Annotated in this window: 24 protein-coding genes; 7 read left to right on the top strand and 17 right to left on the bottom strand. The window is 70.9% G+C overall.

The features are described 5' to 3' along the window. Window positions 1-64: 64 nt before the first annotated feature. Window positions 65-2,011, top strand: coding sequence for a hypothetical protein (locus tag ACFHW1_RS11550; protein WP_416554261.1), 1,947 nt, complete (start codon window positions 65-67; stop codon window positions 2,009-2,011). Between the two features lie 434 nt (window positions 2,012-2,445). On the opposite strand, the gene ACFHW1_RS11545 is transcribed toward ACFHW1_RS11550, so the two are convergent. Next, a complete protein-coding gene (locus ACFHW1_RS11545) occupies window positions 2,446-3,093 on the bottom strand; it encodes a DUF4360 domain-containing protein (protein ID WP_416554259.1) in 648 nt (215 codons plus the stop codon). A 479-nt stretch (window positions 3,094-3,572) separates the two neighbouring features. On the opposite strand from ACFHW1_RS11545, the gene ACFHW1_RS11540 reads away from it, so the two are divergent. Continuing rightward, on the top strand, window positions 3,573-4,223 hold the full coding sequence (locus ACFHW1_RS11540) for a DUF4360 domain-containing protein (RefSeq protein WP_416554257.1): 651 nt from the start codon (window positions 3,573-3,575) through the stop codon (window positions 4,221-4,223). Window positions 4,224-4,462: 239 nt separating this feature from the next. On the opposite strand, the gene ACFHW1_RS11535 is transcribed toward ACFHW1_RS11540, so the two are convergent. Then, window positions 4,463-4,945 carry a type II toxin-antitoxin system PemK/MazF family toxin gene (locus ACFHW1_RS11535; RefSeq protein ID WP_416554255.1) on the bottom strand — a complete coding sequence of 161 codons (483 nt, stop codon included), beginning with the start codon at window positions 4,943-4,945 and terminating at the stop codon, window positions 4,463-4,465. A gap of 107 nt (window positions 4,946-5,052) precedes the next feature. Further along, window positions 5,053-7,659: a rhamnogalacturonan lyase gene (locus tag ACFHW1_RS11530; RefSeq protein ID WP_416568257.1), complete on the bottom strand. Its 2,607-nt coding sequence runs from the start codon at window positions 7,657-7,659 to the stop codon at window positions 5,053-5,055. Between the two features lie 394 nt (window positions 7,660-8,053). On the opposite strand from ACFHW1_RS11530, the gene ACFHW1_RS11525 reads away from it, so the two are divergent. From ACFHW1_RS11525 to ACFHW1_RS11505, 5 genes are read left to right on the top strand one after another with little or no spacing between them, the layout of a single operon-like run. After that, window positions 8,054-9,631 carry an ABC transporter substrate-binding protein gene (locus ACFHW1_RS11525; RefSeq protein ID WP_416568256.1) on the top strand — a complete coding sequence of 526 codons (1,578 nt, stop codon included), beginning with the start codon at window positions 8,054-8,056 and terminating at the stop codon, window positions 9,629-9,631. A gap of 9 nt (window positions 9,632-9,640) precedes the next feature. Beyond that, a complete protein-coding gene (locus tag ACFHW1_RS11520) occupies window positions 9,641-10,585 on the top strand; it encodes an ABC transporter permease (RefSeq protein ID WP_416554249.1) in 945 nt (314 codons plus the stop codon). Continuing rightward, window positions 10,582-11,439 (top strand): ABC transporter permease, encoded by an 858-nt coding sequence (locus tag ACFHW1_RS11515; protein ID WP_416554247.1) that lies wholly within the window; start codon window positions 10,582-10,584, stop codon window positions 11,437-11,439. Before ACFHW1_RS11520 ends, ACFHW1_RS11515 begins: the two co-directional genes overlap by 4 nt. Further along, window positions 11,439-12,449, top strand: a complete 1,011-nt coding sequence (locus tag ACFHW1_RS11510) for an ABC transporter ATP-binding protein (RefSeq protein WP_416554245.1) — start codon at window positions 11,439-11,441, stop codon at window positions 12,447-12,449. The genes ACFHW1_RS11515 and ACFHW1_RS11510 overlap by 1 nt, the downstream gene beginning before the upstream one ends. Then, window positions 12,442-13,437 (top strand): ABC transporter ATP-binding protein, encoded by a 996-nt coding sequence (locus ACFHW1_RS11505; protein ID WP_416554243.1) that lies wholly within the window; start codon window positions 12,442-12,444, stop codon window positions 13,435-13,437. The genes ACFHW1_RS11510 and ACFHW1_RS11505 overlap by 8 nt, the downstream gene beginning before the upstream one ends. On the opposite strand, the gene ACFHW1_RS11500 is transcribed toward ACFHW1_RS11505, so the two are convergent. From ACFHW1_RS11500 to ACFHW1_RS11435, 14 genes are all read right to left on the bottom strand, one after another. Beyond that, the gene (locus tag ACFHW1_RS11500; protein ID WP_416554241.1) at window positions 13,425-14,219 is read right to left on the bottom strand and encodes a thioesterase family protein; all 795 of its coding nucleotides are present in this window, start codon (window positions 14,217-14,219) and stop codon (window positions 13,425-13,427) included. The two genes, ACFHW1_RS11505 and ACFHW1_RS11500, sit on opposite strands and share 13 nt — an antisense overlap. Window positions 14,220-14,223: 4 nt before the next feature. Continuing rightward, window positions 14,224-14,727, bottom strand: a complete 504-nt coding sequence (locus ACFHW1_RS11495; RefSeq protein ID WP_416554239.1) for a hypothetical protein — start codon at window positions 14,725-14,727, stop codon at window positions 14,224-14,226. A gap of 83 nt (window positions 14,728-14,810) precedes the next feature. Then, window positions 14,811-15,671, bottom strand: a complete 861-nt coding sequence (locus ACFHW1_RS11490; protein ID WP_416554237.1) for an HpcH/HpaI aldolase/citrate lyase family protein — start codon at window positions 15,669-15,671, stop codon at window positions 14,811-14,813. Then, the gene (locus ACFHW1_RS11485; RefSeq protein WP_416554235.1) at window positions 15,671-16,828 is read right to left on the bottom strand and encodes an acyl-CoA dehydrogenase family protein; all 1,158 of its coding nucleotides are present in this window, start codon (window positions 16,826-16,828) and stop codon (window positions 15,671-15,673) included. Before ACFHW1_RS11485 ends, ACFHW1_RS11490 begins: the two co-directional genes overlap by 1 nt. Before the next feature lie 42 nt (window positions 16,829-16,870). Further along, entirely contained in the window at window positions 16,871-17,350 is a 480-nt protein-coding gene (locus tag ACFHW1_RS11480) for a Zn-ribbon domain-containing OB-fold protein (protein WP_416615369.1), read from the bottom strand. Continuing rightward, a complete protein-coding gene (locus tag ACFHW1_RS11475; RefSeq protein WP_416568254.1) occupies window positions 17,350-18,507 on the bottom strand; it encodes an acetyl-CoA acetyltransferase in 1,158 nt (385 codons plus the stop codon). Before ACFHW1_RS11475 ends, ACFHW1_RS11480 begins: the two co-directional genes overlap by 1 nt. Continuing rightward, window positions 18,504-18,953, bottom strand: coding sequence for a MaoC/PaaZ C-terminal domain-containing protein (locus ACFHW1_RS11470; protein ID WP_281554296.1), 450 nt, complete (start codon window positions 18,951-18,953; stop codon window positions 18,504-18,506). The genes ACFHW1_RS11475 and ACFHW1_RS11470 overlap by 4 nt, the downstream gene beginning before the upstream one ends. Then, on the bottom strand, window positions 18,950-19,453 hold the full coding sequence (locus ACFHW1_RS11465) for an FAS1-like dehydratase domain-containing protein (RefSeq protein ID WP_416554227.1): 504 nt from the start codon (window positions 19,451-19,453) through the stop codon (window positions 18,950-18,952). The genes ACFHW1_RS11470 and ACFHW1_RS11465 overlap by 4 nt, the downstream gene beginning before the upstream one ends. After that, window positions 19,453-20,730, bottom strand: a complete 1,278-nt coding sequence (locus tag ACFHW1_RS11460) for a Rid family hydrolase (RefSeq protein ID WP_416554225.1) — start codon at window positions 20,728-20,730, stop codon at window positions 19,453-19,455. The genes ACFHW1_RS11465 and ACFHW1_RS11460 overlap by 1 nt, the downstream gene beginning before the upstream one ends. A gap of 14 nt (window positions 20,731-20,744) precedes the next feature. Then, window positions 20,745-22,103 carry an MmgE/PrpD family protein gene (locus tag ACFHW1_RS11455; RefSeq protein ID WP_416615367.1) on the bottom strand — a complete coding sequence of 453 codons (1,359 nt, stop codon included), beginning with the start codon at window positions 22,101-22,103 and terminating at the stop codon, window positions 20,745-20,747. Between the two features lie 10 nt (window positions 22,104-22,113). After that, window positions 22,114-23,361: a CaiB/BaiF CoA transferase family protein gene (locus ACFHW1_RS11450; protein WP_416568252.1), complete on the bottom strand. Its 1,248-nt coding sequence runs from the start codon at window positions 23,359-23,361 to the stop codon at window positions 22,114-22,116. Further along, window positions 23,358-24,395: an LLM class flavin-dependent oxidoreductase gene (locus ACFHW1_RS11445; RefSeq protein WP_416554219.1), complete on the bottom strand. Its 1,038-nt coding sequence runs from the start codon at window positions 24,393-24,395 to the stop codon at window positions 23,358-23,360. Before ACFHW1_RS11445 ends, ACFHW1_RS11450 begins: the two co-directional genes overlap by 4 nt. Next, on the bottom strand, window positions 24,392-24,925 hold the full coding sequence (locus ACFHW1_RS11440; protein WP_281554290.1) for a MaoC family dehydratase: 534 nt from the start codon (window positions 24,923-24,925) through the stop codon (window positions 24,392-24,394). Before ACFHW1_RS11440 ends, ACFHW1_RS11445 begins: the two co-directional genes overlap by 4 nt. A 160-nt stretch (window positions 24,926-25,085) precedes the next feature. After that, window positions 25,086-25,862 carry a FadR/GntR family transcriptional regulator gene (locus ACFHW1_RS11435; protein WP_281555537.1) on the bottom strand — a complete coding sequence of 259 codons (777 nt, stop codon included), beginning with the start codon at window positions 25,860-25,862 and terminating at the stop codon, window positions 25,086-25,088. Between the last annotated feature and the right edge of the window lie 84 nt (window positions 25,863-25,946).

Genomic DNA, 25,946 nt, shown 5'->3' with positions numbered 1-25,946 from the left:
AACGCCCCTGCCACGGGTGGCTGACCGAACCGGCGACCGCCTGTCGTCTATGGAGGGAAACTGAATGTCGACAAGGACAACGACGAGGTCCACAGCGGCAACCCTGACAGCGGCGGCGGCGGCACTACTGATGCTCGTCGCCGCGGCACCGGCCAGCCAGGCGGCGACGCCGCACTTCTCGCATCTTGATCCGGGCGGCGCGCCGGCGCTCACCGAGAAGGTTCCGGTGAACGTGGTCTTCCTCGGCTACAGCCGGACGCAGGTGGACCGGTCGGCGTACCTCGACGAACTGCCACAGCGCTACGAGCCGGTGGTCCGCTCCCGGCTGTGGTACGACCAGGTCGAGAAGCTGGGCCTGACCTACACCTACGACTACCACCTCCGGTACGCGAACAAGCGGTACGAGGACCGGTTCTTCGCCGAGTTGCAGCGGCTGGCCACGCCTGCACCGCTCACCGCCTACCAGGAGCTCTACAACGAGCAGCAGGGCAACGTCGCCACGATCACCGACAACCACCACATCGACGCACCGAGCGTGGAGCGGTGGCTGGCCCTCAACCCACCGGCCGGCGTCGACACCCGACGCAACACCATATTCTTCATCAACTGGTTCGGCCGGTCGGACTTCAAATTCCACGTCTACACCAAAACCGACGAACCTGATCCGGACACCGGGCACAACTTCGGCGCTGAGCGGGACAGCCGGAAGATCTCCGCGTGGGGCGGCACCACCGCCGACGACGAGGAGAACGGTCTCGGTTCCACCCGCCGGGTGTGGTTCCACGACCTGTCGGCCGGGCCGGAGTCGTGGACCGAGAACTGGAACGTCGACGCTCCCGATCTGGACGGCAACGGCATCGAGGACTACCGGATGCCGCCGGTCTGGGAGTACGCCGCCGCCGGCTACCGCTCCCCCGAAGCGCTCACCGGCGATCTCGCTCTGATCACCCGCTACGTGGCGATCAACCTGCTGTTCACCACGTCGCCGCTGTACCCGGCGGAGCTGCCGAGTGCCGCGCCGCCGAAGACGATCAACATCGACAGCAACGTCTACGAAGGCTGGGACGGCGTCAACGCCTCGGTCCGCTACATCGACGAGGAGCTACTGCAGCTGGAGTTGCGGGAACTGCGGTGGCGCAACGTGCTGGACTACGACGGACAGAACCTCGCGTTCGAAGGTGACGCCGAACGCTGCTACTACGCCGTGCTGCTCGACGACGAGTCCTGCTACCCGGAGCTGGGCTACCCGCCGTTCGCCAACTTCTATCTGCAGAACAGTTTTGAACTAGACCGGGTGCTCGACGATCAGAACCGGGTCGACTACGAACTACCGGTGTTCAGCTACGCGTTGCCGGCCGGCACCCCGGTGCCGGCGCTGGGCTTCGCCGACGACAACTACACCGACGGTACGCAGTCGTACGTCTTCGCGTTCGTCTCCCCGGAGATTGTCGACAGCGGCTACGGGCTGACCACCACGCTGATCCACGAGGTGGGACACCACCTGGGCATGAGTCATCCGCACGACGGTTACGACAGCGAAACTGGCATCGACTACGGCCCGGAGGACGACTTCTTCTTCGCCTGGTCCGGCGACCAGGTCAACTCGATGATGAGCTACATCGACCTGAACTGGGACTTCAGCCAGTTCGACCGGGACAACAGCGACCGGTTCCTCACCGCCACGTACAACGAGGCGGCAAACCGGCTCGCCGAGTCGGTGCTGGACGGTCCGCACCCCGGCCGGGCCCATCGGGACCTGCGGGCGGCCGACCGACTGATCGGTGCGGCCGAGCACGCGCTCGCCCGGCACGACTACCGGCGTGCGCTGGTCCTGGCCGAGCAGGCGTACGGGAAGGTCGTCGACGCTGCCGAGCGCGCCGGAGTGCCGGCGGGGACCGTGGCCGAGCGGATGTCTGCCCGGGCGCAGCAGGCCCGGACGGCGTCCGAGGTGACCGGACCGCACGAGTTCATCGACACGCTGGGCCCCGACAGCCCGCGTAGCCAGCCCTGACCAGCAGGTAACAGCAGATCAGGAGCCGGGCGGCCTGGGCCGCCCGGCTCCTGGTCTGCTCGCGGACCGCCGTTGCTCTCCCGGTGTCCGTCCGATGGGTGGGCCGGAGCCGGGCCGGGTGAACCGGCGCACTGCTGGACCATCGATTCGGAAGCCCCCGGTCAGCCAGCTCTACCCCGACGCCGGGCTCGCGTACGCCAGTTTGTCGGCCCGGCGCCGGCACCCGCCGGCCGGCCCGCAGCAGCAGTCCGACCAGCAGCCGGGTGGGTCGTCGTGGCAGGACCGTTCCTTGACGGTGACCGGAGTACGTACCGACGGCCCGGTAGGGGCCGTCGGGCTGGGCCGGTACGACGGCGCGGCCCCGGGGATGAACCCGGTCGAGGGTGGCCGGTCGCGCCGGCCACCCTCTGTCATCGGTTACGGGGAGAGTCAGTTCACGGGCAGGGCTGCCAGGCCAGGTGGTACATCGTCTCGATGCTGCCGTCCGTCGAGTCCATGGTCAGGAAGCTAACGTCCGTCGACGATCCCTTGCTCAGGCGCAACTCGGTGTTGATGTTGAGGTTACGGATCTCGCCACACGGATGCCAGACCACGGAGGCGATCGGCACCTCGTCGCTCACCATCCAGTTGTCGTCCAGCGGAGCCGGAATCGGATGGTTGCTGAAGGTGCCCTGAGTCATTCCCTGGAAGTAGTAGTTGGCCCGCTGTGTGGCGATGGCACCCGGGCTGAGCAGCCCGTAGCCGCGGTAGTCCACCTTCACGATCGCGAAGGTGTAGCCCGCCGGCGCGTGCACCAGCACGTTGAGCTGACAGTTCCGGCGACCTTCGGTGACCGAGATACCCGGACCCGCCTGCACCAGGTAGTCGCTGTAGATGGCAGTGAAGGCGGTGTTGTCCGGCGAGACGGCGACGTCGGCGGTACCTGGCCGACAACCGGAACCCGCCATCGCGACCAGGTCGATCACGACCTGGTCATCCGGTGGGTCATCCAGGATCCCCTTGGCAGACGCGGGTGCGCCCGAGATCAACGATGAGGCGAGCAACGCAAGCACCACGCCGCCACGCGTCAGCAGTTTGCGCATGAAACCTCCTCCGATGTGTGATGCGACGATGCGTGCGCAACAATCTACGTACAAGCATTGATCGTTGTCAACGTAAATTTAATTCCCTGAAGTGGCTTCCAGAAATTGGTCGCACGCCATCTCGCCACCAACCACCGACCCAACAGACGGAGCAGGCGGCGACCGTGCCAACCGCACAAATCACCCACAACATGCCTATAGGTCGTTCAAACTGCCTCCCATGACCGGCTAGTTGATCTCACCGGAACGAACACACCACGTGCAACCTGGGCGGAATCAATATCAACATTTCGACGCTAGAAGATACTTGCATGAATCGACGCGCGTCGCTATCATCTTTTCGCAGGACGCCCCGCCGAAACACTCTGGACCCAATCCCCATGATCCAAAGGGCCCAGCAGACGAAGATCAACGGCGCGGTTGTTCCGCAAAGTCGTGTGTGCCCCAGCCGTCATAACCTGAGCCCCGAGGGGAACGGAATGAAAAGAAGCCTCACCGGCGCGAGACACGGATTGTCCGCCGCACTCGGCACGGTTCTCGCGCTGACTCTGACCGCTCCGGCCCATGCCTCCCCGGCAACGTCGAGCGCCCTGCCGGACAGCGACATCACCGTGGAGGTGGTGGCCGCCAGTGGTTCAGGCTGCGCGCCCGGCACGGCCAGGGTCGTTGCCAACCCCGACAACACCGGCTTCCGGATTCGCTACTACGACTTCCTCGCCACCGTCGGTGACGGGGCCGACCCGACGGACAGCCGGAAGAACTGCCAACTCGGTGTGCTCGTCAAGGTGCCGGCCGGCTGGACCTTCGCGGTCGCCACCGCGGACTACCGGGGTCGGGCCCGGATTCCCAGTGGAGCGACCGGCCGGCAGCAGACGAACTACTACTGGCAGGGTTCGTCCGACAACAGCCGTACCGACGCCACGTTCGGCGGACCGTACAACGGCTTCTGGGCCACTGCCGACCACGCACCAGTGCTGGTGTACGTCCCCTGTGGGCAGCAGCGGGTACTGAACATCAACACCGAACTGCGAGTGGACGCCGGCACCTCCAGCGGCCAGGCCAGCATGTCGATGACCACGACCGAAGGCAACGTCGACACCCTGTTCAACCTGGACTGGGCCAGGTGCTGACCACCTGATCCGCCAGTCAACGCCGGGCGCGGGCAGCTCGATGCCCACGCCCGGCGCTGTCGTACGCGGAACCGGGTGAGGTCGGAGACCTCCAGCCGGTCCGGGGCGAGCTCGGCGAGTAGGCGGCCTACCCGGTCCGTAACCCACCGGAGCTGCCGGTGATGAAAATCGCCAGCCGAACGATCCTCATGATGCCGTCACCATGCGGCCAGCATGGCAACCGCCGGGCGTTAGCCCGGTCAGGACCAGCCGTAACCGGCCCGCAATGCCTGGCACACCCGGTCGAACCGGCCCCGATCGAGGATGGCACCCTCACGCCGGATGCTGTCCTCCCGCATAGTGAGCACCCGGTCGAGCCGGATCCAACTCGGCCGGCTGTCGTCGCCCCAGGTACCTAGCGACAGCCAGTGCCGCTGCCCGTCGCGGTCGGACTGGCTGGACAGCATCAGCCCGAACAGCGTGCGGCTGCGCCGGCCCACCACCAGGACTGGGCGGTCCTTGCCCTGCCGGGGGTCCTCCTCGTACGACACCCAGGTCCAGACGATCTCGCCGGGATCGGCGTGCCCGTCCAGCTCGGGTGCGTACGACAGCTGCCGCCGTTGCAACGCGGCCACCTGCCGGCGGCGGGCCAGCTTGGCCGGCGTCGGGCGCCGTTGCGCCGGTACGCGTTGACTGGCCAGCCGGCCGACGGTCGCGGTCACGCCCTGCCACAGTCTTCCCACGAGCGACGACCCTACCGGTAGCCGCCACCGGCGGTGCGCGACGGGCTCGGCCCGTCGCGCACCGCCGGTCAGCTCCCGTGGTCGGCTCCCGGTCTGTCGAGTCGTGGTCAGCCGAGCATGCCGATGACTGTCCGGGCCCGGTGGGTCAGCGCGGCCGCGGCGGCCGGGTCGACACGGTCGCGCCGGTGCGGATGCGCCAGATGGTGCACGAAGCGCTGCAGGGCCTGCGTCGCCGGGCCGGTGCGCCCCCGGTCGAGGTGCCACTGTGCCTGATGCAGCGCGGCGGACAGCCGGTGGGTGATCGGTCCGGTGATCGCGCCGTCGCGCCGGAACCCGTCGTACGCGGTCCGCAGCGCGGGCAGGCTGCCCGGTGCCCAGAGGTCCGGCACCGGCACCTTTCCGAAGTCGGTGTCGGCGGCCAGGTAGAAGCCGGGGTACGACGGCTGGTTGTAGGTGGTCTGCTGGCGAGCCACCTCGGCGCGGTACTGCGGATCGTGCATCAGGGTGTACATCTTGCGATCGGTCACCTCGGTGCTCAGGTGGATCCGGATCGCGGTGCTGTCGACCGTACGCAGCAGTAGCTCCTCCCGCCAGTCGCCGAGGACGTCGGCGACCAGGCCCGGGTTGCCCTTGGTGTAGTTGTTGGTCCGGGTGCCTTCGGCGGTGAGCAGCCGACCCCGGCGCCAGTCGTCGATGGTCGGGGTCTGGTCGATCGCGCCGTCGACGATCTGGGTGGTGCCGTCGGCCGCCCACCGGATGCTCATGTTGGTGCCGGGGATCTGTGAGCCGAGCGGCTCGCCGGCGGCGGTGTGCAGGCCGAGTCCGCTGACCGCCCACGCCTCGTGGCCGGGGTGCTGCGGGTCGATGTCGCCGATCATGCCCCGGCCGGTGTCCACTCCGGAGTAGGCACCGAAGATCACTTCGCCGGTGGCGGCGTCGAGCAGTCCGTGCCCGTACGGCGCCCACCGCCCGCCCTCGAAGACCAGGTACGCCTCCAAGCCGGGGCGATGCGGGTCGATGTCGGTGACGTGCATGGCGTCGCCGTGGCCGAGCCGGGCCAAGGTGCCCGGGGCCGCGCTGCCCGGCGGCAGCTGCGCGAACGCGCTGTACAGCAGGCTGCCGTCGTCGTCGATGGTGGCGGCGCCGTAGACGATCTCGTGCCGGCCGTCGCCGTCGACGTCGGCCGCGCTGATCGAGTGCTGCCCCTGGGTGGTGATGGTGGCAAACTCGTCGTCGGTGCCGTCGCGACCGTGTGGCGAGTCGTTGAACGGGTTGGTCATCGGCGTCCAGCCGCTGTCGACGTACCACTGCTCGGTGAGCTTGCGCCCGTCCCACCCGTAAGCGACCAGGGTGGAGCGGGTGTAGTAGCCGCGGGCGAAGACCGCCGACGGACGGCGGCCGTCCAGGTAGGCCACCGCGGCGAGGAACCGGTCGACCCGGTTGCCCGGCTCGATCCGCGACATCGCGTAATCGCCCCACATCAGGCCGTCGTCGTGCCGACCGGGCTGGTAGCGGACGGTCTGCAGCTCTTGCCCGGTGGCGCCGTCGAACACGGTGAGGTACTCGGGGCCGTCGACGATGAAGCCCTCAAAGGCACGCAGGTTGTTGCGGCTGCTGCGGGCCGGGGCGTAGACGTCGATGAAGTGGTCGGCGAGGGCCTGCGCGTCGGTCCGCGACAGCGGATACTCGTACGCCGGGTCGATGCCGAACGCCGCTTCCAGGGTGGCCGGCCAGTTGCCGGCGATCACCTCCGGGTGGGCGTGCCAGCCCTGGAACATGTCGACCAGGTGGTCGTGGTAGTCGGCGGCGGACATCCGGTAGTCGTCGCGGTGCGAGTAGCCGGCCCGCCGGTCGGATTCCGGGATGGTGACGTAGCGTTCGTCGGCGACCCGGCCGTCGGGCCGGTAGCTGATCGTCCTGGTGCCGGGGGCGGTCTTCAGCATCATCTCCGAGCGGCCGTCGCCGTCGAAGTCGTAGACCAGGAACTGGGTGTAGTGGGCGCCCGCCCGGATGTTGACCCCGAGGTCGATGCGGTGCAGCAGGGTGCCGTCCAGCCGGTACGTGTCGAGGTAGACCGGTCCGGTGTAGCCGACCTGAGAGACGTCCTTGGAGTTGGACGGATCCCACTTGACGACGAACTCGTACCGCCCGTCGCCGTCGACGTCGCCGACGCTCATGTCGTTGGCGGAGTAGGTGTACGCCTCACCGGCCGGGGTGACCCCGTCGGCGGGCCGACGCAGCGGCAGGTCGAGGTAGGCCTGCGACCACGGGTGCGCCGGACCGCTGCGGTCGACCTCGACGCCGTCGACCACGGCGGCGACCTGGTAGCCGGCGCCGGTCACGGGGTCGGTGTCCAGGTAGTTGGTGCTGTCGGTCACGGTCGCCAGTCGCCGGCCGTCCCGGTAGACGTGGAAGTCGGCACCGGTCATGCCGGTGGCACCGGATCTGGTCGCCTCGTGGCCGAGCAGTCGCCAACTGAGGAAGACGCCCTGGTGGGTGGTGGCGGCGACCAGGCCGCGGTCGAGATGTTCGAGTTGGACGGCGTCGGGGCGACCACCATCGGTCGGTCCGCTGGCGGGGCCGCGGACAGGGTCGGCCCGATCGGCGGACGCGGCGCTGGCCGGTAGGCCGAGGGTCAGCGTGAGGACGCCGACGAGCAACGCCACGGCGGTGGGTGGACGGTGGGGACGGCGACGTCGGGTACGACGGTTCATCCGGAAATCTCCTCGGTCGACGGGCGGCGTGGCCGGCTCTGGCCGACCGGCCGGCCGCAGGACGGTGTCAGGCACCCGTGACAGTCGATGAAACGATACAAGAAACTGAAGGCTATGAATGTGTTTGCCAGTGTGTCAAGGCGAGCTGTCGCTGAATGAACCGTTCCATTCGGACTGTGGACCGACCCGACGTGGACCACGGTCACCTAAGGTCATCGAGTTGTGACCCCTGCGGCGATCGACTAGGGTCGGTGCACCGATCCGCAGCCAGTCGCGGCAACATCCGGCGGCACCACGCAGTTGGCGATGTGCACCAGCCCCGACGTGCACCATCCCGTCGACGCAACCCGGCCCGTCAAGCCCGTAACGGCGACAACGAGGTAGGAGACAGACGGTGAATCCCTCCCCAGCGTTCCCGCACCGGCAGCGATCCGCGCGTACCACCCGGTCGGCCGGGCTGGCGACGAGCCTCGCCGCCGCGGCGGCGCTCGCGCTGGCCAGCTGCTCGGCCGGCGAGTCCCTGGAGACCGACGACGGGACCCCCACCTCCGACGGCACCCTGGTGGTGGCCATCTCCAGCGAGCCGGACAGTTTGGACGTGCACGTCTCCACCGCGTCGTCCACCTTCCTGGTGCTGGAGAACGTCTACGACACCCTGGTGGAGCCGGCCCCCGACCTGAGTTTCCAACCCGCGCTGGCCACCGAGTGGGAGGTCAGCGAGGACCTGCTCACCTGGACCTTCCAGCTGCGCGACGGCGTCACCTGGCACAACGGGCGGGAGTTCACCGCCAGCGACGTGGTGTCCAGCTTCGAACGGATCACCGACGCGGAGACCGCCGCGAACGCCTGGCGGTTCGAGACCGTCGATGAGGTACGCGAGGTCGACGACCGTACGGTGGAGTTCGTCCTCAACCAGCCGACCCCCAACCTGCTGGCCAACATCGGCGGGTTCAAGGGGATGGCGATCGTCGCCCCCGAGCTGATCGACGGCGACGGGCTGACCACCGACGCGATCGGCACCGGGCCGTTCCGGTTCGTCAGCTACACCCCCGGTGACCGGATCGTGCTGGAGGCCAACCCGGACTACTGGGGCACCGGTCCGTACGTCGACCGGGTCGAGTTCCGGTTCGTCTCCGAGCCGACCACCGCACTGACCAATCTGCGCACCGGTGCCGTGCACCTGACCAACAACGTGCCGGCCCAGGAGATCGCCACCCTGCGCGACGACCCCGACGTCGAGCTCGGCCAGCAGGCCAGCAACGACTACTGGTACTTCACCTGCAACTTCGACCGGCCGCCGTTCGACGACATCGACGTACGCCGGGCGCTGTCGTTCGCCATCGACCGCGAACAGGTGGCCCAGGCCGCCTTCTTCGACGCCGCGACGCCGGTGCAGTCGGCGATGCCGCCGGGCAACTTCTGGGCCACCGACTACGCCCCGTTCAGCCACGATCCGGACCAGGCCCGCGAGCTGCTCGCCGACGCCGGCGTCACCGACCTCACCGTCGACCTGATGCTGACCAACGAGTACCCGCACACCCTGGCCGCCGCCGAGGTGATCGCCAGCCAGTGGGGCGACGCCGGCGTCAACGTTGAGATCCGTACCCTTGACTTCGCCAGCTGGCTCGACGAGCAGGGCAACGGCAGCTACGACTGCTACGTCCTCGGCTGGCTGAACAACCTCGACGGCGAGTACGCCTACTACGCCCAGCACCACTCCGCCGGCTCGTTCAACTTCCACGGCTACGCCAACCCGCAGGTCGACCAGTACCTCGACCAGGCTCGGGCCAGCGTCGAGGACACCGAACGGCGCGACCTCTACCACCAGGCGGCCGGGCTGATCATCGACGAGGTCAGCTACGGCTACCTGTACAGCCCGCAGGCCACGCTGGCCTGGGCGCCGCAGGTGTCCGGCGTGGAGATGCACCCGGACGGCAAGACCCGGCTGCGGACCGTACGGTTGACCGACTGAGCCGGCGCGATGGCGCGTTTCCTACTGTGGCGGGCGCTGCAGACGGTCGTCGCGATGCTCGGGGTCAGCGTCGCGGTCTTCCTGATCGTCCAGCTGGTGCCCGGCGACCCGATCCGGCTGGCCCTGGGCACCCGCTTCGATGAGGAGCTGTACCAGGCGATGCGGGCCCGCGCCGGGCTGGACCAGCCGCTGTTGACCCAGTACGGCGGCTGGCTGGCCCGCGCGGTCACCGGCGACCTGGGGGTCAGCTTCCGCAGCGGTGAGCCGGTCACCCGACTGCTGCTGGCCCGGCTCGGCCCGACCAGCCTGCTCGCCGGCGCGGCGCTCGCCGTCGCGCTGGCGATCGCGCTGCCGTTGGGCATCGTCTCCGCGGTGCGCTCCGGGTCACTGGTGGACCGGATCGCCACCGGGTTCAGCCAGCTGTGGATCTCGGTGCCGGACTTCTGGAGCGGGATCATGTACATCCTGCTCTTCGCGCTGCTGCTGGGTTGGCTGCCGGCCTCCGGTTACGTGTCGCCGTTGGACGATCCGGCCCGGGCGGCCCACCACCTGGTGCTGCCGGCGATGACCGTGGGGCTGATCTCCGGTTCGGTGCTGACCCGGTTCGTCCGCTCGGCGGTGCTGGAGGCGCTGCACCAGGACTACGCCCGTACCGCCCGGGCCAAGGGGCTGTCCCGCTGGCAGACGGTCCGCCGGCACGTGCTGCCCAACGCCTGGATCTCCATCGTGACCGCCGTCGGTCTGCAGCTCGGATTCCTGCTCGGCGGGGTGGTGATCGTCGAGGTGATCTTCGAGTGGCCCGGTCTGGGTCGGCTGGCGTACGACGCGGTCGTCCGGCGTGACTACAGCCTGCTGCAGGGCGCGGTGCTGGCCATCGCGTTGATGTTCCTGGTGGTCAACTTCCTGGTGGACCTGCTGTACGGCTACCTCGACCCGCGGGTACGGCGCCGATGACCCGCCGCCTGTTCCTGTTGCTACTGGGCAACCGGCTGGCCCTGGCCGGGCTGCTGGTGCTGGCCGTGCTGGCGGCGGTCGCCGTGGTCGGGCCGTGGCTGGCCCCGTACGACCCGAACGCGGTCGACGTGCCGGGCCGGCTCGCGGGCCCGTCGTGGGCGCACCCGTTCGGCACCGACAATCTCGGCCGGGACGTGCTCAGCCGGGTGCTGGTCGGCGCCCGGGTGTCGCTGCAGGTCGGGTTCGTCGCGGTGGGCATCTCGCTGACCGCCGGGCTGCTGATCGGGCTGGTCGCCGGCTTCTACTCCGGCGCGACGGACGCGCTGCTGATGCGCACCATGGACGTGCTGTTCGCGTTCCCGGCGATCCTGCTCGCGATCGCGGTGCTGGCCATCCTCGGCCCGGGCATCACCAACGCGATGATCGCCATCGGCATCGTCTACACGCCGATCTTCGCCCGGATCGTGCGGGCCGCGACGCTCGTGGTCTCGGCCCAGCTGTACGTCCGGGCCGCCCGCGCCGTCGGCGCCGGCGACCTGCGGATCCTGCTCCGCCACGTGCTGCCGAACATCGCCGCGCCGGTGATCGTGCAGACGTCGCTGAGCCTGGCGTTCGCGATCCTGGCCGAGGCGGCGCTGTCGTTCCTGGGTCTGGGCGTGCAGCGACCCGATCCGGCCTGGGGCCGGATGCTCGCCGAGGGCCGCGACTTCGTCAGTCAGGCACCGTGGATGGGCGTCTTCCCCGGTCTGGCGATCTTCGCGACCGTGCTGGCGTTCAACGTCGTCGGCGACGGGCTGCGCGACGCGCTCGACCCACGGCAGCGGTCGGTCATCGAGTCGAGGGGGCAGGGCTGATGGCCGGCGACCCGGTGCTGTCGGTACGGGACCTGACGGTGCGCATCGGCACCCGGCGAGGGGTGGCGAAGGTGGTCAACGGGGTCAGCTACGACGTGCGCCCGGGTGAGACGCTGGCCATCGTCGGCGAGTCGGGGTCCGGCAAGTCCGTCGGCGCGCTGGCGGTCCTCGGCCTGCTCGACGAGGCGGCCACCGCCACCGGGCAGGTGCTGCTGGACGGTGTGGACCTGCTGGCCGCCGGTGAGCGCCAGCTGCGGCGGATCCGTGGCAACGAGATCGCGATGGTCTTCCAGGACCCGATGACCTCCCTCAACCCGGTCAAGACGATCGGGTCGCAGTTGGTCGAGCCGATTGAGCTGCACGGCGTGGCCACCGGCACGGCGGCCCGCGACCGGGCAGTGGAATTGCTCGAACAGGTCGGGCTGCCGGACGCCCGCGAGCGGCTCGGCGACTACCCGCACCGGTTCTCCGGCGGGATGCGCCAGCGGGTCATGATCGCGATGGCGCTGGCCTGTGAGCCGAAGGTGCTGCTCGCCGACGAGGCGACCACCGCGCTGGATGTCACCACCCAGGCGCAGATCCTCGAAGTGGTCGCCGGGCTGCAACGACGGCTGGGTCTCGCGGTCGTCTGGATCACCCACGATCTGGGGGTGGTGGCCGGGATCGCCGACCGGGTGGCGGTCATGTACGCCGGACGGATCCTGGAACAGGCACCGGTCGACGAGCTGTACGCCGCGCCCCGGCACCCGTACACGATGGGATTGTTGGCGGCGGTGCCCCGGGTCGGCGCCGATCGGCCGCGCCGGCTGACGACGATCCCCGGCCAGCCGCCGGATCCGACGGCGCTGCCGCCGGGCTGCGCGTTCCATCCGCGCTGCGGCTACCGGCACGACCCACGGGCGGCCACCGAGGTGCCGCCGCTGCGCACGGTCGGCCCGGACCACCGGGTGGCCTGCTTCTACGACGTCGTCGGTGGCACCGCCACCGGTACGGACGGTGGGGATGACTGAGCAGCCGCTGTTGAGCGTGACCGACCTGCGGGTGCACTTCCCGGTCGCCGGTGGCGGGCTCCGCCGCCGGCAGAATGCGGTGGTCCGGGCGGTCGACGGGGTGAGCTTCACTGTCGCGGCCGGCGAGACGTTGGGGCTGGTCGGCGAGTCGGGGTGCGGCAAGAGCACCACCGGGCTGGGCCTGCTGCGACTGGTCGAACCCACCGGTGGGCGGGTCAGCGTGCGGGGCACCGAGGTCACCGCGCTGCGCCGACGCGACCTGCGGGCGATGCGCCGGCACCTTACGATGATCTTCCAGGATCCGTACGCGTCGCTGGACCCCCGGATGACGATCGGTTCGGTCGTCGCCGAGCCGTTGGCGGTGCACGGCCTGCACCGGGGGTCGCGGGCCCGCCGGCACCGCGTCGGTGAACTGCTGGAACTCGTCGGCCTCGACCCGGACCACGCGCACCGGCACCCGCACGAGTTCTCCGGCGGGCAGCGCCAGCGGGTGGGCATCGCCCGCGCGCTGGCCTGCGAGCCCGAGCTGATCGTCGCGGACGAGCCGATCGCCGCCCTCGATGTGTCTATCCAGGCGCAGGTCATCAACCTGTTGGAGGACCTGCGCGACGAACTCGGGCTGGCGTACCTGTTCATCGCCCACGACCTGGCCGCGGTCGGGCACCTCAGTGACCGGATCGCGGTGATGTATCTCGGCCGCATCGTGGAGGTGGCCGACCGGGCGACGCTGTTCGCCCGGCCGGCGCACCCCTACACCCGGGCGTTGCTGTCCGCGGTGCCGCTGCCCGACCCGGTCGCCGAGCGGGCCCGGGAACGGATCATCCTGCGGGGTTCGGTGCCGTCTCCCGCCGACCCGCCGAGTGGCTGCAACTTCCGGACCCGCTGCCCGGCGGCGTTCGACCGGTGCGCCGTCGACGATCCGGTGCTGACCGCACGCGGCGACGGCCACCTGGCCGCCTGCCACCTACCGCAGGATCACCCCGGCTGAGTGCCAGGCGGGACGGCGCCGTCGGCCGCTCGGTCCCGGTACGGATCCCGCCACTGAATCGCCCGGCCTTGACGGAGCTGGGCGATCGGATTACCGGCCCGGTCGTGCAGCGTCGACTCGTCGACACAGAAGCCGGCCGTCGACCAGACCGTCCGGTTGGTCACGTGGTGCCATTGGCCGGCGACGTCACCGAGGTCGGGTGCGAAGTGAATGGTGAAGTCCACCGACGGCACGAAATGCGGCGGCTGGGACAGGGCGAACAGCCCCGGCGGCAGCGCGTCGAGGTAGATCGAGGCGACGGCGTGCGGGCCGAGCGTCCCACCCAGATCGGTCTGCGGCGAGATGCGGACCCAGGCGGCGGTGCCGTCGGTGAGGCTCGGCGGCCCGGCGGCCCGCACGTCCAGTTGGGCGCTGTAGGCCAGCGGCCGGTGCCGGGGCGCGTACGCCGGCAACTGCTCGGGGTCGCCCCACGCTGCCGGATCCTCGCGGCGACGCCAGCTGAACTTCTGCCCGACCGGCACCAGGGACGCCATCGCGTGTACCCGGGCCCGACCCTGCTGGGCCAGGGTGATCCGCAGGCTGGTGGTGGACCGCCCCCGGTGCAGCGTCTCGGTGGTCAGCTCCACCGGACCGGGTCGGACGCCGGCCACGAAGTGCATGGTTACGGCCTGTGGGGCGAAGCCGTCGACGCTGTCGGCGACGTCGACGATCCGGCCGAGGACGAAGCCGCCGAAGATGCCCTGCATGCCGAGCCACCGCTGGGTGAAGACCGGAGCGCCCATCCGGCTACTTCTCCACGCGGACGTAGTCGCCCGGCCGTGGTGCCGGTCCGGCACCGAGCCGCCGCCAGCCGGACAGGTCGGCGCTGACCACGTCTCCGGCGGCCCCGCCGGGGACCTGGTCGCCGGGCGCCCAGGTGGCACCGGGCAGGTCCGGCAGCGCGGCGTCCGGTCCGAGATGAACGGTTTCGGCGACCGGGGCGGCACCGGCCGGCAGCTGGTCCGCAGGATGGAACACCGCCGGGCCGCCGAACCAGGCGAGCACGGTGGCACCGCTGGGCGCCCACATCCGGGTCCGGACTGCGCCGGCGGGGATGAACGTCAGGTCGCCGCGCCGGTAGGTGGCGTCACCGAGGTGCAGCTCCCCGGCGAGCACGACGAACTCCTCGTCGACGAGGTAGCCGCCAGCGACGTCGCGGGCAAAACCGGGCGGGAAGTGGCCGTGCACGACGAACGCCCCCGACCGGGAGGCCAGCCGGGTGAGGTGGAAACCGAGGTTGGCACCGGGCATCGGCACCTCCTGCCACGGATGCCGTGCCGCGGTCAGGTCGACCTGCTCCGGCCGTGGAGCGCGTGGGGCACGGTTGCCGCCGCTCATCCCAGGCCCGCCCGTTCGGCCAGGGTCAGCGTACGGCGGGCGCCGCGCAGCACCGCCGCGTCGACGAGCCGGCCGGCCGTGTCCAGCACCACGCCGGTGCCGGCGGCGGTGGCCGTCTCGAGCAGGGCGATGGTGTCACTGGCCGCCCGGACCTCGGCGGCCGTCGGCGTGTAGACCTGATGCACCACCGGCAGCTGGTTCGGGTGAATGCAGGCCCGGCCGACGAAGCCCTGCCGGCGCAGCCGCCGGGTCGACGCGTCCAGTGCGGCGTCGTCGGCGGTGATCCGCGACACCGGGCCGACCGGCGGATGGATGCCACCGGCCGCGCTGGCCACCACGACCTGGCTGCGGGTCGGGACGAACTCGGCGTCGTCGGCGCCCGGTTCCAGGCCGAGTTCGCCGGCCAGGTCGACCTCACCGAGCTGCAGCTGGTACACCCGGGGTTGCCGGGCGATGGCGGCGATGTCGAGCAGCGCGGCGGCGGTCTCCACCATCGGCATCAGCAGCGTGTCGTGGTCAGCGGCGTCGGCGAGCACCCGGGCGGCGTCAGCGACCTCGCTGGCAGTGCCGACCTTGGCCAGTACCACGCCGGTGAGCGCCGGCTGGCCGGCGACGGCCCGCAGGTCCGTGTCGCGCAGCGGGCCGGAGTTGACCCGTACCCAGATCGGCAGGTCGCCGGGTCCGGCGGCGAGCCAGCCGACGACGGCCTCGCGGGCAGCGGCCTTGCCGGCCAGCGGCACCGCGTCCTCCAGGTCGACGATCAGCGCGTCGGCGCCGCGCCGGGCCGCCTTGGCCAGCTTGTCGGCGGCGTGGCCGGGCACGTACAGGTAGGACCGGGGTGGCACCGGGTCGCCCATCAGACGGTCACCTCGCCACGTACGAGGGCCTTCGCCACGACGGTACGCAGCACATCGTTGGTGCCTTCGCCGATGCTCATCAGGATCGCGTCGCGGTACAGCCGCTCCACTTCGAACTCGGTCGAGTAGCCGTAACCTCCGTGGATCTTCATCGCGTCGATGGCGGCCTCCAGGGCGACCTCCGAGCAGAAGATCTTCGCCATGCCGGTCTGCGCGTCGGCGCGACCCTGGCGGACCGCGTCGGCCGACCAGTACGCCATCAGCCGGGCCGCCTGCACCTGGGTCGCGATGGTGGCGAGCTTGAGCTGGATGGCCTGGAACTCGGCGATGTGCTTGCCGAACGCCTTACGTTGGCGGGCGTAACCCAGGGCCTCCTCGTGGGCCCGCTGGGCGATGCCGACCGACCGGGCGGCGATGTTGACCCGGCCCCATTCCAGGGCGGACAGCGCCTGCTTGAGACCGATCCCTTCGACTCCGCCGAGCAGCCGGTCGGCGGGCACCCGGACGTCGTCGAGCAGGATCTCGCAGGACTCGGTGCCCTTGTAGCCTAGTTTGGGGATGTCCTTGGTGACGGTGAAGCCGGGCAGGTCGGCGTCGATCAGCAGGATGCTCATGCCCTTGTGTGCCGGGCTGGCCTGCGGGTCGGTCTTGACCAGGACCGGCAGCGGGTCGGCGTACCGGGCATTGGTGATCCAGATCTTGGTGCCGTTGACCACGTAGTGGTCGCCGTCGCGGCGGGCCGTGGTGCGGATGCCCTGCAGGTCGGTGCCGGCGTCGGGTTCGGTCAGCCCGATGCCGGTGCGCCGTTCACCGCTGGCCAGAGCGGGCAGGTACGCCTGCTTCTGCTCCTCGGTGCCGTGCATGACGATCATGCGGCAGGCCAGCGAGTGGCTGCCGAGGATGCCGGCGATGCCCATCCATCCCCGGGATATCTCCTCGAAGACCAGGGCGAATGACACCGGGTCGAGGTCGAGGCCGCCGTAGGACTCGGGGACGGTGACGCCGAACAGGCCCATGTCGGCCATGCCTTTGACGATCTCCGTCGGATAGCGGCCGGTCTGCTCCCATGCCCGGGCCACCGGGATGATCTCGCGGTCCACGAAGGAGCGCAGCAGCTGCTGGAACTCGCGCTGTTCCTCGGTGAGGGTGAAGTCCATCGGGGCCTCCTGGGTGGTCGGCGGGCTCAGCGAAAAGCGGGCTCAGCGGGGATCGGCCGGCGTGGGTCGGCGTGGCGTGGGTCGGCGTGGCGTGGGTCGGCGGAAGACCGGCAGGGCGCGGCCGTCGGGCAGGTCGACCCAGTCGACGGTGACCGGGTCGCCGATCCGCCAGCCGGCATCGTCGGCGTCATCGTCCGGTTCGGTGCCGGGGCTGAGGCCGTCGAGGCGGGTGAGTAGCAGCGGGCCTTCGGCGAGCCGGACCCGGGCGATGGTGTACGGCACCGCCAGGTCGCGGCGCGGCGCCCGGTGCACGACGGTGAACGTGTCGACGGTGCCGTCGCCGCTGGCTTCGGTGAAGCCGAGCCGCGTGGTGTCGCCGCAGCGGACGCAGACCGCGCGGGGCGGATGCTGATGGTGCCCGCAGCCGGTGCAGGTCTGCAGCACGAGGCGGTGTTCACAGGTCGCCTGCCACCAGTCGGCGGTCAGGTCGTCGGCGGGTGGTACCTCGGGCAGCGGGTTCATCACGACACCCCCAGCACGACGGTGGCGTGGGTGGACAGGATCGCGCCGGTGCCGTGCGCGACGGCGATCCGCGCGCCCGGCACCTGCCGGGCACCGGCCTCGCCGCGCAGCTGGCGGACCGCCTCGACCAGCAGCAGCACCCCGAACTGGCCGGGGTGGCAGTACGACAACCCGCCGCCGGAGGTGTCCAGCGGCAGGTCACCACCGGGGCGGATCCGGCCGCCGGCGATGTAGTCGAGCACCTCGCCTTCGCCGCAGAAACCGAGAGCTTCGACGCTGAGCGCGGCGGTGATGGTGAACGAGTCGTACACCTGCAGCACGTCGACGTCGGCGGCGGTGATCCCGGCCCGGGCGAACGCCTCCGCGCCGGCCTCGCGTGCCCCGGTGTCCAGGATGTCGTCGGCGGCGGTCATCGACGTGTTGGTGGAGCGTTCGCCGTAGCCGAGCACCGCGACCGGCACCCGGCGCAGGTCACGGGCCCGGTCCGCGCTGGTCAGCACGATCGCGCCGCCGCCGTCGGTGACCAGGCAGCAGTCGGCGACGGTCAGCGGGGTGCAGACCGTCGAGGCGGCCCGCACCTCGTCGACGGTCAGCGGCGGCGCACCGTAACGGTAGGCGGCCGGGTTGAGCCGGGCCCATTCGCGGGCGGCGACGGCGATCTCGGCCAGCTGCTCCGGGCTGCCGGCGTAGCGGTGCAGGTACGCCTGGGCGGCCATCGCGTAGTAGGAGATCGGGAACAGCGGCGCGTACGGCGTCTCGAACTGCGCCTCCGGGGTGTGCTCCTCGATCACCCCGGCCAGGCTGCGCGACCGTGCCGACCGCTGGTTGGAGGCAAAGCTGATTGCCACGACGCTGGCCTGGCCGGCGTCGATGGCCTGCACGGCGCGGGCCACCATCATCTCGGCGGCGCTGCCGCCGACGAAGCTGGCGTCGACCCAGCGGGGCCGCAGCCCGAGGTGGTCGGCGAGCGCGGTGGTCGAGAAGCGGGAGATGCCGGTGGTGGCCAGCCCGTCGACGTCGGCGAGGGTGAGCCCGGCGTCGGCCAACGCCCGGGTGACCGCCTGGGTCTGCAGGGTCAGCGTCGACGCGGTGGTGACCCCGAGGTCGGATTCGGCCGCCCCGACGATCGCCACCGCCGCCCGGTCCCGCCCGGTCACGGCACACCGTCGGCGGTGCCCGCGCCTGGTCCGTCGGCGGTGCCGAGCAGGACGACAGCCCGGGCCGGCCGGGCCGCCGGACGTTCGGGGCCGTAGTCGCTGGCGGCGATGACGGCGGCCAGTTCGACCTCGATCCGGTCGCCGTCGACCTTGACCACCGTGCCTGTGCAACGCACCGTCTCACCGGCGAACATCAGGTTGCGGAAGGTGAAGGAGAGCTGCCGCACGAAGCAGTACGGCCCAAAGGCGTCCTGTACCAGTTCGACGAAGAGCGCGCCGAAGACCTGGCCGTCGACGACCGGGCCGGGCACCTTGGCGGCCGCCACGAACTCCGGGTCGTAGTGCAACCGGTACCAGTCCCAGGTGGCGCCGGCGTAGGCGACCATGTCGGCCAGGGCGATGGTGCGTTCCAGCCCCGGCAGGGTGTCACCGACCTGCGCGATCACGTCGGATCACCGCCCATCGCGACCAGGATGATGGTTTCCTCGTTGACCGTCAGTAGTTCGCCGTGCTGGTTGGTGTAGGTGGCCCGGGAGCCGACGACCAGCATGTCGTCGCCGCCCCGGGTGCGTTTCTCGGTCAGGTCGTGGATCTCCCAGGTCGCGGTGATCACGTCGTCTGGGCGGACCCGCCGGTGGAAGGTGTACGTGTTGCCGCCGCGTACCTGCCGGGTGCCGGGCACGTCCAGGTGCCAGGAGTGGCCGGCGTAGCCGTCGGAGGCCATCGGCAGCCCGGTGTACTGGCCGGTCTCGCAGATCAGCGTCGGCGGGGCGGTCACCCCGGGCAGGCCGTGCGCCCGGGCGTAGTCGCCGTCGCGGTAGATCGGATTGTCGTCGCCGACCGCCATCGCGAAGTAGCGCCCGGCGGCAGCACCGAGCGCCTCCGGCGCGGTGTAGACCTTGCGGGTGCCGAGCAGCGCCCGCAGCTCGTCGGTGAGCAGGCCCATCAGCTACCTCCAGCGGTGCTCGGCCCGTCGGCGGGCTCGACCCGGTCGACGGCCAGCTCGGCCGGTTCGTCGGCGGGCTCGGGGTAGACGGCGGTCGGGAAGACCTCCAGCAGGAACTCGGGGCGCAGCAGCGCCGCGCAGATCGCCCCGGTCGACGCCGGCCAGGGCGGGCTGAGCAGCCGCTCGCGTACCCCGGCGACCGCCCGGTAGTCGCCGATCGCCGAGGCGACGCAGAATTCGGTGGTCTCCACCAGGTCCTGCGGGCCGAGCCCGGCGTGGTCGAGCAGTTCGCGGATCGCTCCGTAGGTCACCTCGGCCTGCGCGCCGATGTCGTCGGGGTGCAGCGCCTGCTGGGTCCGCATGTCCAGGGCGGCGAAACCGGACATGTACAGGGTCCGGCCGGCCTTCACCCCGGGGGCGTAGGTCAGCGAGTCGTACCGCGACCAGCCGGGGTTGACCAGTTCCAGCGGATGCCGCGACGCGGTGACGTCGATCGCGACCAGCGCATCGGGATGGTGCAGCCGGCTCATCAGGATGCCACCGGCTCCCGGGTAGACGCCGGCACCGCCGAGCCGTTCGGCGCGGACCCGGTGGGTCCTGCGGTACACCTCTCGGGTCGCCGGGGTGGAGTAGTCGTAGGTGGTGACAGCGGCGTCGAGCGACAGACCGGCGGCGACGAGCAGGTCCTGCGCCCGGTCCAGGCAGTACGCGTACTGGCTGACGAAGTCGCCCGGGTGGACCACCTCGCCGGTGGCGTCGACCGGCAGCATGGTCGGCAGGTAGACGGCACCGTCGTGGCCGCCGCGCACCGGTGAGGGCACCCAGCTGCCGGCGGCTCGCGGTTCGCTGGCGACAAGCAACTGGCCGCCGCCGCCGACGGCGTGCAGTTCGATCTCGATCAGCGCGGCCCGGCGGACCAGCCGCTCGACCACGACGGTACGGACCACCGGCTGGTGCTCGCCGAACACCTCGGCGCGCGCAGCGGCCGCGGCGGCGTAGTCGTCGAGGCCGGCCACGGTGACGTTCTCGGTGACCCGGGTGACGTCGGCCGGTCCGTAGCCGGCGGCTTCCAGGATGGTCAGCACCTTGCGGTACGCGGTGGCGGTCTGGGTGGCCAGGTCACCGCCGACGGTCATCTTGCCGAGCGTGGTGTCGAGCGCGGCGGCGGTGTGCCCGGAGGTCCAGGCGGCGTCGCCGTCGGCCAGCCCGAGGCAGAAGGTGAACCCGTCGTACGGGAACCAGGGAAAGTCGGCGGGTCGGATCGCGGCGGGCGGCACGGGCGTCTCCCTGGTCAGTCACCGGCGGCGGCCAGCGCCGCCATGATCGGGTCGAGGTCGTCGAGGTCGTCGAGGCGGCGCAGCAGGTCGACGACGGGCGCGCCGGCCGGGCCGGCGTTGCCGAGGAACTTGGCGGCCAGCTCGTCGTCGGTCAGCGGGGTGTCCGGGCCGCCGCCGCTGCGCGGCACCACGCCGCGTACGGTCGTGCCGTCGGCCAGGGTGACCACGACGGAGCCGGGGGCGTCGGCGGCATGCCCGCCGGTGGCGACGATCCGCCAGTGCAGCCGGGCCGCGAGGGCGGTCACGTCGGCGCGGTCGATGGCGTCGGGCCGGTAGCTGGCGGTGGTCAGGTCGCCGTCGAGCAGTGTCGCGGCGACGCTCCACGGCAGCGAGAACTTCGCCGCGTACGGGGTGGCCGGCCGGGTCAGGTCCCGGCCGGGCCCGCAGACCGTGGGTGCCGAGTCGGGGTGCACGTCGACGTCGATCCGGGCGATCGCGGCCGGGTCGGCGGGGAAACCGGGCTGGCGGCGGGCGGCGCGGGCGGCGTCGATCGCGGCGTGCGACAGCTGGCAGGCCGGGTAGGGCTTGATGCCGATCCGGAGGGTTTCCCAGCGTTGGCCGAGGCCGGCGATGATCGACGCCGGGTCGACGGGGCCGGCGGCCAGGGCGTCGAAGACGCCGTGCGGGCCGTCGAAGACGTTCGCCGGGCCGGCCGCGCCGGCGGCGGCGAGCCGGGCGGCGAGGATGCCGGCGTGCGAGGCGAAGCCGGGGTGCAGTTGTTTGGTGGCCGCCCCGGTGTGCAGGAAGGCGAGCAGCCCGCCGGCCTGGCTGCCGGCGATGCCGAGCGCGTCGGTGGCGCGGGCGGTGTCCAGCCGCAGCAGCCGGGCGGTGACCAGCGCGCTGGAGAAGACCCCGGCGACCATGGTGGCGTGCAGGCCGCGGGCGTGGAAGCCGTGCGGGGCGGCGGCGGCGACCCGGCAGACCGTCTCGTACCCGGCGATGGCGGCGTGCAGTACGTCGCGGCCGCTGGCACCGATCTGCTCGCCGACGGCGAAGGCCGCGGGCAGCACCACGGCGGTGGCGTGCACCAGGCCGGCGGCGTGGGTGTCGTCGAAGTCGAGCGCGTGCACCATGGCGCCAGCGGCCAGCGCGGCGGCGGGGGCACCGATCGTGTCCCGGCCACCGAGCAGGGTGGCTTCCGGTGGGCCGCCGAGGTCGCGGGCGACGTGCAGCGCCGGGTCGACGGTGCCGCCGCGCCGGCCGGCCAGGGCGGTGCCGAGGCCGTCGAGCAGGTGCCGTAGCGCGGCCCGCCGGACCGCCGCCGGCGGGTCGAGCGGTCCGGTCGCCCAGTCGGCGAGGGCTGCGGCGATCATCGCGGGCCGGTCATCGTGCGGTGTCCTCGGAGCCGGCGGCGGCCGGGCCGGGGCTACGGGGGGCGCCGAACGCGCCGGCGGCGGTCAACTCGGCCAGGGTCTGCGGGTCGAGCCCGAGGATGTCGCCGGTGACGGTCGCGAAGTCCTCGTTGCGTTGCGGCGCGCGGCGGTACGCGGGCGGTTCGGCGCCGACCCGCACCGGGCTGGCGAGCTGCGCCACGGTGCCGAACCGGGGGTGTTCGGTGGTGACCACGAGGTCCCGGGCGGCGGTGTGCTCCTCGGCCAGCGCCGCCGGCACGTCGTTGATCGGCCCGCAGGGGATCGCGGCGGCGTACAGCTGGGTCAGCCACTCCTCGACGGTGCGCTGCCGGAAGATCTGCTCCAGTTCGGCGAGCAGCTCGTCGCGGTTGTCGCGGCGGGTGCCGAAGGTCCCGTACGGCGATCCGGCGGCGGCCCATTCGGGGTGGCCGACGACGTCGGCGAGCCTTCCCCAGAACTTCTCCTTGGCGCAGCCAACCACCATCCAGCCGTCCTTGGCCTGAAAGACCTGGAACGGCACCAGCGACGGGTGCGCCGAGTGGTGGGTGCGGGCCGGCTGGAAGCCGGCGTTGAGATGCCAGGTGGCCGGGTAGGTGAGCATCGAGATCGCGGTGTCGTAGAGGCTGACGTCGCAGTCCATGCCGACGCCGTCGCGGCGGGCGGCGTGCACCCCGGCGAGCAGCGAGATGGCGGCGACGAACCCGCCAGAGTAGTCGACCAGGGACAGTCCGGACTTGGTCGGTGGTCCGTCGGGTTCACCGGTGAGCTCCATCCAGCCGGCGAGTCCCTGCAGGATGTAGTCGTAGCCGGGTTCGGCCCGACGCGGGCCGGTCATCCCGAAGCCGGTCAGCGAGACGCAGACGATCCGCGGGTTGATGTGCTTGAGGTCGTCGTAGCGAATTCGCATCTTCTCCGGCACGTCGCCACGCAGGTTCGAGTAGACGACGTCGGCGACGGCGACGAGCTTCTCGAACACCTCGCGGCCGGCGTCGGTGGTCAGGTCCAGTGACAGGCTGCGTTTGTTGCGGTTGAACGTCTCGAAGAACAGCGAGTCCTCGTCCTCGGCGTACGGCGGCACGTAGCGGCCGACGTCGCCGCCGGCCCGTGGATCCTCGATTTTGATCACTTCGGCGCCGAGGTCGGCCAGGTGTACGGTGCCGAACGGGCCGGCGCCGTACTGCTCCACGGCGATGATCCGGATGTCGGCCAGCGGCGTCATGCTGCGGCTCCGGTCAGCTCGGCGATCAGCGCGATGATCTCGTCCTGGGCGGCGCGGGTCTCGGCGGCGGGCAGCCCGTGGGTGGGTGGACTCAACTTGACCGAGTCGGCGATGCCCGCGTACCCGGCGATCCGCTCGGCAACCTCGGCGCGGTCACCCGCCAGGGTCAGCGTGTCGACCATCCGGTCGCTGACGGAGTCGGCGAGGTGGTCGGCGCCGGCGCCGGCCCGGAACGCGTCGATCACCTGTTGCTGGTCGTCGGCGAGGCCGTGGAAGGCGAAAAAGTCGGCGTAGGTGCGCACGGTGGCGTAGAAGCCGACCAGGCCGGCGGCGCGGCGGCGGGCCAACGCCCGGTCGTCGGCGACCGAGCAGCAGGCGGAGACGACGACGTCGAGGTCGGCGCGGGTCCGGCCGGCCCGATCGATGCCGGCGGTCAGGTCGGGCAGGATCTGCCCGGCCAGGTACGCCGGAGAGCAGAGTTCGTGGCTGATCCAGCCATCGCCGATCTGCCCGGCCAGCCGGGTCATCAGCGGCCCCATCGCGGCCAGGTAGACCGGGATGCCGGCCGGCGGCACCGGGAACGGGCGTTCGTAGCCGCGGATGCGCATCGGCTCGTGCTCGCCGTCGAGCATCATCGGTTCGCCGGTGGCGCAGTTGGCCCAGAAGTGCCGGATGTTACGGACGGTCTCCCGCAGGTGGGCGACGGGTTTGCCGAAGTCGACGTGGTGCCAGTCCTCGTTGAGTCGCCGGACGCCGGTGCCGAGGCCGAGGATGAACCGTCCATCGGAGAGCTCGTCGAGGTCGAGCGCCTCCAGCGCGGTGATCATCGGGCTGCGGGTGAAGGCCAGCACGATCGAGGTGCCGATCCGGGCGGTCGTGGTGGTGCCGGCCAGCGCGGCGGCGGTGCCGGTGGCACTACGGTGCAGTTCGGAGACCCAGAGCACCTCGGCGCCGGCCTGCTCGGCGCGACGGCCGGCGGCGGCGAGTTCGGCGAGGGTCTCTCCCCAGGGCTGGTAGGTCAGGCGCAGGCTCATCCGGTCGCCTCGTTCTCCAGCGACAGCGGGGTGGCGGCGGCCGGGAAGATCCCCTCGACCTGCTTGGCGCCACGCTTGTAGACGTAGAAGGTACGTTTGAAGGCGCAGACCTGTGCGCCGTCCTGGTTGAGGGTGCGGGTGCGGACCGTCACGATCCCGGCGTACGGGCGAGACCCGGATTCACGCTTGTCGAGCACTAACGATTCACTGTAGAGGGTGTCGCCGGCGAACACCGGGTGCGGCAGGACGATCTCGTTCCAGCCGAGGTTGGCAAAGGCGTTCTGAGTGAGGTCGGTGACGCTCTGCCCGACCGCGATGGCCAGGGTCAGGGTGGAGACGACCAGTGGCCGCTCGAACTCCGACCGGGCGGCGTACTCGGTGTTGAAGTGCATCTGGCTGGTGTTCATCGTCAGCAGGGTGAACCAGGTGTTGTCCGCCTCGGACACGGTGCGCCCGAGGGGATGCTGGTAGACGTCGCCGACGCCGAAGTCTTCAAAGAAGCGTCCGGTCCACCCCTGCCGTACCGACATCGACCGATCCTCTCGCCCGCCCGTGAACTGCCACCAGCTTATTTGTCTGACTTTTACGAGTCAAGGGTCAGCAACTCAACCAGGCCAACGAAAACGCCCTGCTCAGCACGACAGCAGGGCGTAGTTCCGAAACATCAGGTATTTAGTTGTGAGATTGTCTTCAGTGTCCGTCGTACGCCCGGCGGACGGTACCCAGGTGGGCCCGCATCGCCGCCTGCGCACCCTCGACATCACCGGCCTCGACATAGCCGCAGATCTCGGTGTGTTCGGCGTCGATCTGGCTCCAGTACTCCGCGGGCATGTCGCGGTCGGCGGTCCGCGCCTGCAGCACCCGGAAGACCGGCTCGGCCATCACCCCGAGCAGCTGGTTACCGGTCGCCTCGACCAGCACCCCGTGGAAGGTCCGGTGCTCACGGAACTTGCGGCCGCGGGCCCGAGTCGACTTCTCCCGCTCCACCGCTTGACGCATCAGCACCAGATGTTCGTCGGCGCGGCGCAGCGCGGCCAGCCCGGCCGCCGGCACCTCCAGGCACTCCCGCGCCTCCAGCAGGTTGTCCAACGTGATGTCCCGGGCCCCGGACATCAGCCCGAAGCTCATCTCCAGATACTCGCTCACCTGGTCGAACTGCACCCGGGCCACGAAGGTGCCGCCGGTGGTTCCCCGGGTGGTGCGGATCAGATCCTTGGACGCCAGCACCCGCAACGCCTCCCGTACCGTGCTACGGCTGACCCCGAAGATCTCCGACAGTTCGACCTCGGTCGGCAACCGGTCCCCCGCGGTCAGCGACCCGTCCAGGATCCGCTCCCGCAACTGGTCGGCGACCTGCTGGTACGCGGGTTGGACCCGGGTCACCCCGAGCACCCCAGGATCCCGGCGGTGCCCCGGGATCGCCTTTTCCGACCGGCTCGCCGGCTCGTGCGTCACGTCCTTGGCCATGGTCACTTCGGCTCCGCATCCTTTCGGACCCGCACACCGCAGTGCGGATTCGTCGCGAACCACCACGGTAGGGCATGGCGGACG

This window comes from Micromonospora sp. LOL_014 (assembly GCF_048060245.1).
Classification (GTDB): Bacteria; Actinomycetota; Actinomycetes; order Mycobacteriales; family Micromonosporaceae; genus Micromonospora_E.
This window is presented reverse-complemented; position numbering and strand designations above follow the sequence as displayed.

Bases quoted from the DNA above. Each gene is read 5' to 3' on its own strand.
- ACFHW1_RS11550 (WP_416554261.1), top strand. From the start codon at position 65: ATGTCGACAAGGACAACGACGAGGTCCACAGCGGCAACCCTGACAGCG.
- ACFHW1_RS11545 (WP_416554259.1), bottom strand. From the start codon at position 3,093: ATGCGCAAACTGCTGACGCGTGGCGGCGTGGTGCTTGCGTTGCTCGCC.
- ACFHW1_RS11505 (WP_416554243.1), top strand. From the start codon at position 12,442: ATGACTGAGCAGCCGCTGTTGAGCGTGACCGACCTGCGGGTGCACTTC.
- ACFHW1_RS11500 (WP_416554241.1), bottom strand. From the start codon at position 14,219: ATGGGCGCTCCGGTCTTCACCCAGCGGTGGCTCGGCATGCAGGGCATC.
- ACFHW1_RS11465 (WP_416554227.1), bottom strand. From the start codon at position 19,453: ATGGGCCTGCTCACCGACGAGCTGCGGGCGCTGCTCGGCACCCGCAAG.
- ACFHW1_RS11510 (WP_416554245.1), top strand. From the start codon at position 11,439: ATGGCCGGCGACCCGGTGCTGTCGGTACGGGACCTGACGGTGCGCATC.
- ACFHW1_RS11485 (WP_416554235.1), bottom strand. From the start codon at position 16,828: ATGGACTTCACCCTCACCGAGGAACAGCGCGAGTTCCAGCAGCTGCTG.
- ACFHW1_RS11480 (WP_416615369.1), bottom strand. From the start codon at position 17,350: ATGAACCCGCTGCCCGAGGTACCACCCGCCGACGACCTGACCGCCGAC.
- ACFHW1_RS11440 (WP_281554290.1), bottom strand. From the start codon at position 24,925: ATGTCGGTACGGCAGGGGTGGACCGGACGCTTCTTTGAAGACTTCGGC.
- ACFHW1_RS11495 (WP_416554239.1), bottom strand. From the start codon at position 14,727: ATGCCCGGTGCCAACCTCGGTTTCCACCTCACCCGGCTGGCCTCCCGG.
- ACFHW1_RS11445 (WP_416554219.1), bottom strand. From the start codon at position 24,395: ATGAGCCTGCGCCTGACCTACCAGCCCTGGGGAGAGACCCTCGCCGAA.
- ACFHW1_RS11520 (WP_416554249.1), top strand. From the start codon at position 9,641: ATGGCGCGTTTCCTACTGTGGCGGGCGCTGCAGACGGTCGTCGCGATG.
- ACFHW1_RS11490 (WP_416554237.1), bottom strand. From the start codon at position 15,671: ATGGGCGACCCGGTGCCACCCCGGTCCTACCTGTACGTGCCCGGCCAC.
- ACFHW1_RS11435 (WP_281555537.1), bottom strand. From the start codon at position 25,862: ATGGCCAAGGACGTGACGCACGAGCCGGCGAGCCGGTCGGAAAAGGCG.
- ACFHW1_RS11455 (WP_416615367.1), bottom strand. From the start codon at position 22,103: ATGATCGCCGCAGCCCTCGCCGACTGGGCGACCGGACCGCTCGACCCG.
- ACFHW1_RS11540 (WP_416554257.1), top strand. From the start codon at position 3,573: ATGAAAAGAAGCCTCACCGGCGCGAGACACGGATTGTCCGCCGCACTC.
- ACFHW1_RS11530 (WP_416568257.1), bottom strand. From the start codon at position 7,659: ATGAACCGTCGTACCCGACGTCGCCGTCCCCACCGTCCACCCACCGCC.
- ACFHW1_RS11450 (WP_416568252.1), bottom strand. From the start codon at position 23,361: ATGACGCCGCTGGCCGACATCCGGATCATCGCCGTGGAGCAGTACGGC.
- ACFHW1_RS11515 (WP_416554247.1), top strand. From the start codon at position 10,582: ATGACCCGCCGCCTGTTCCTGTTGCTACTGGGCAACCGGCTGGCCCTG.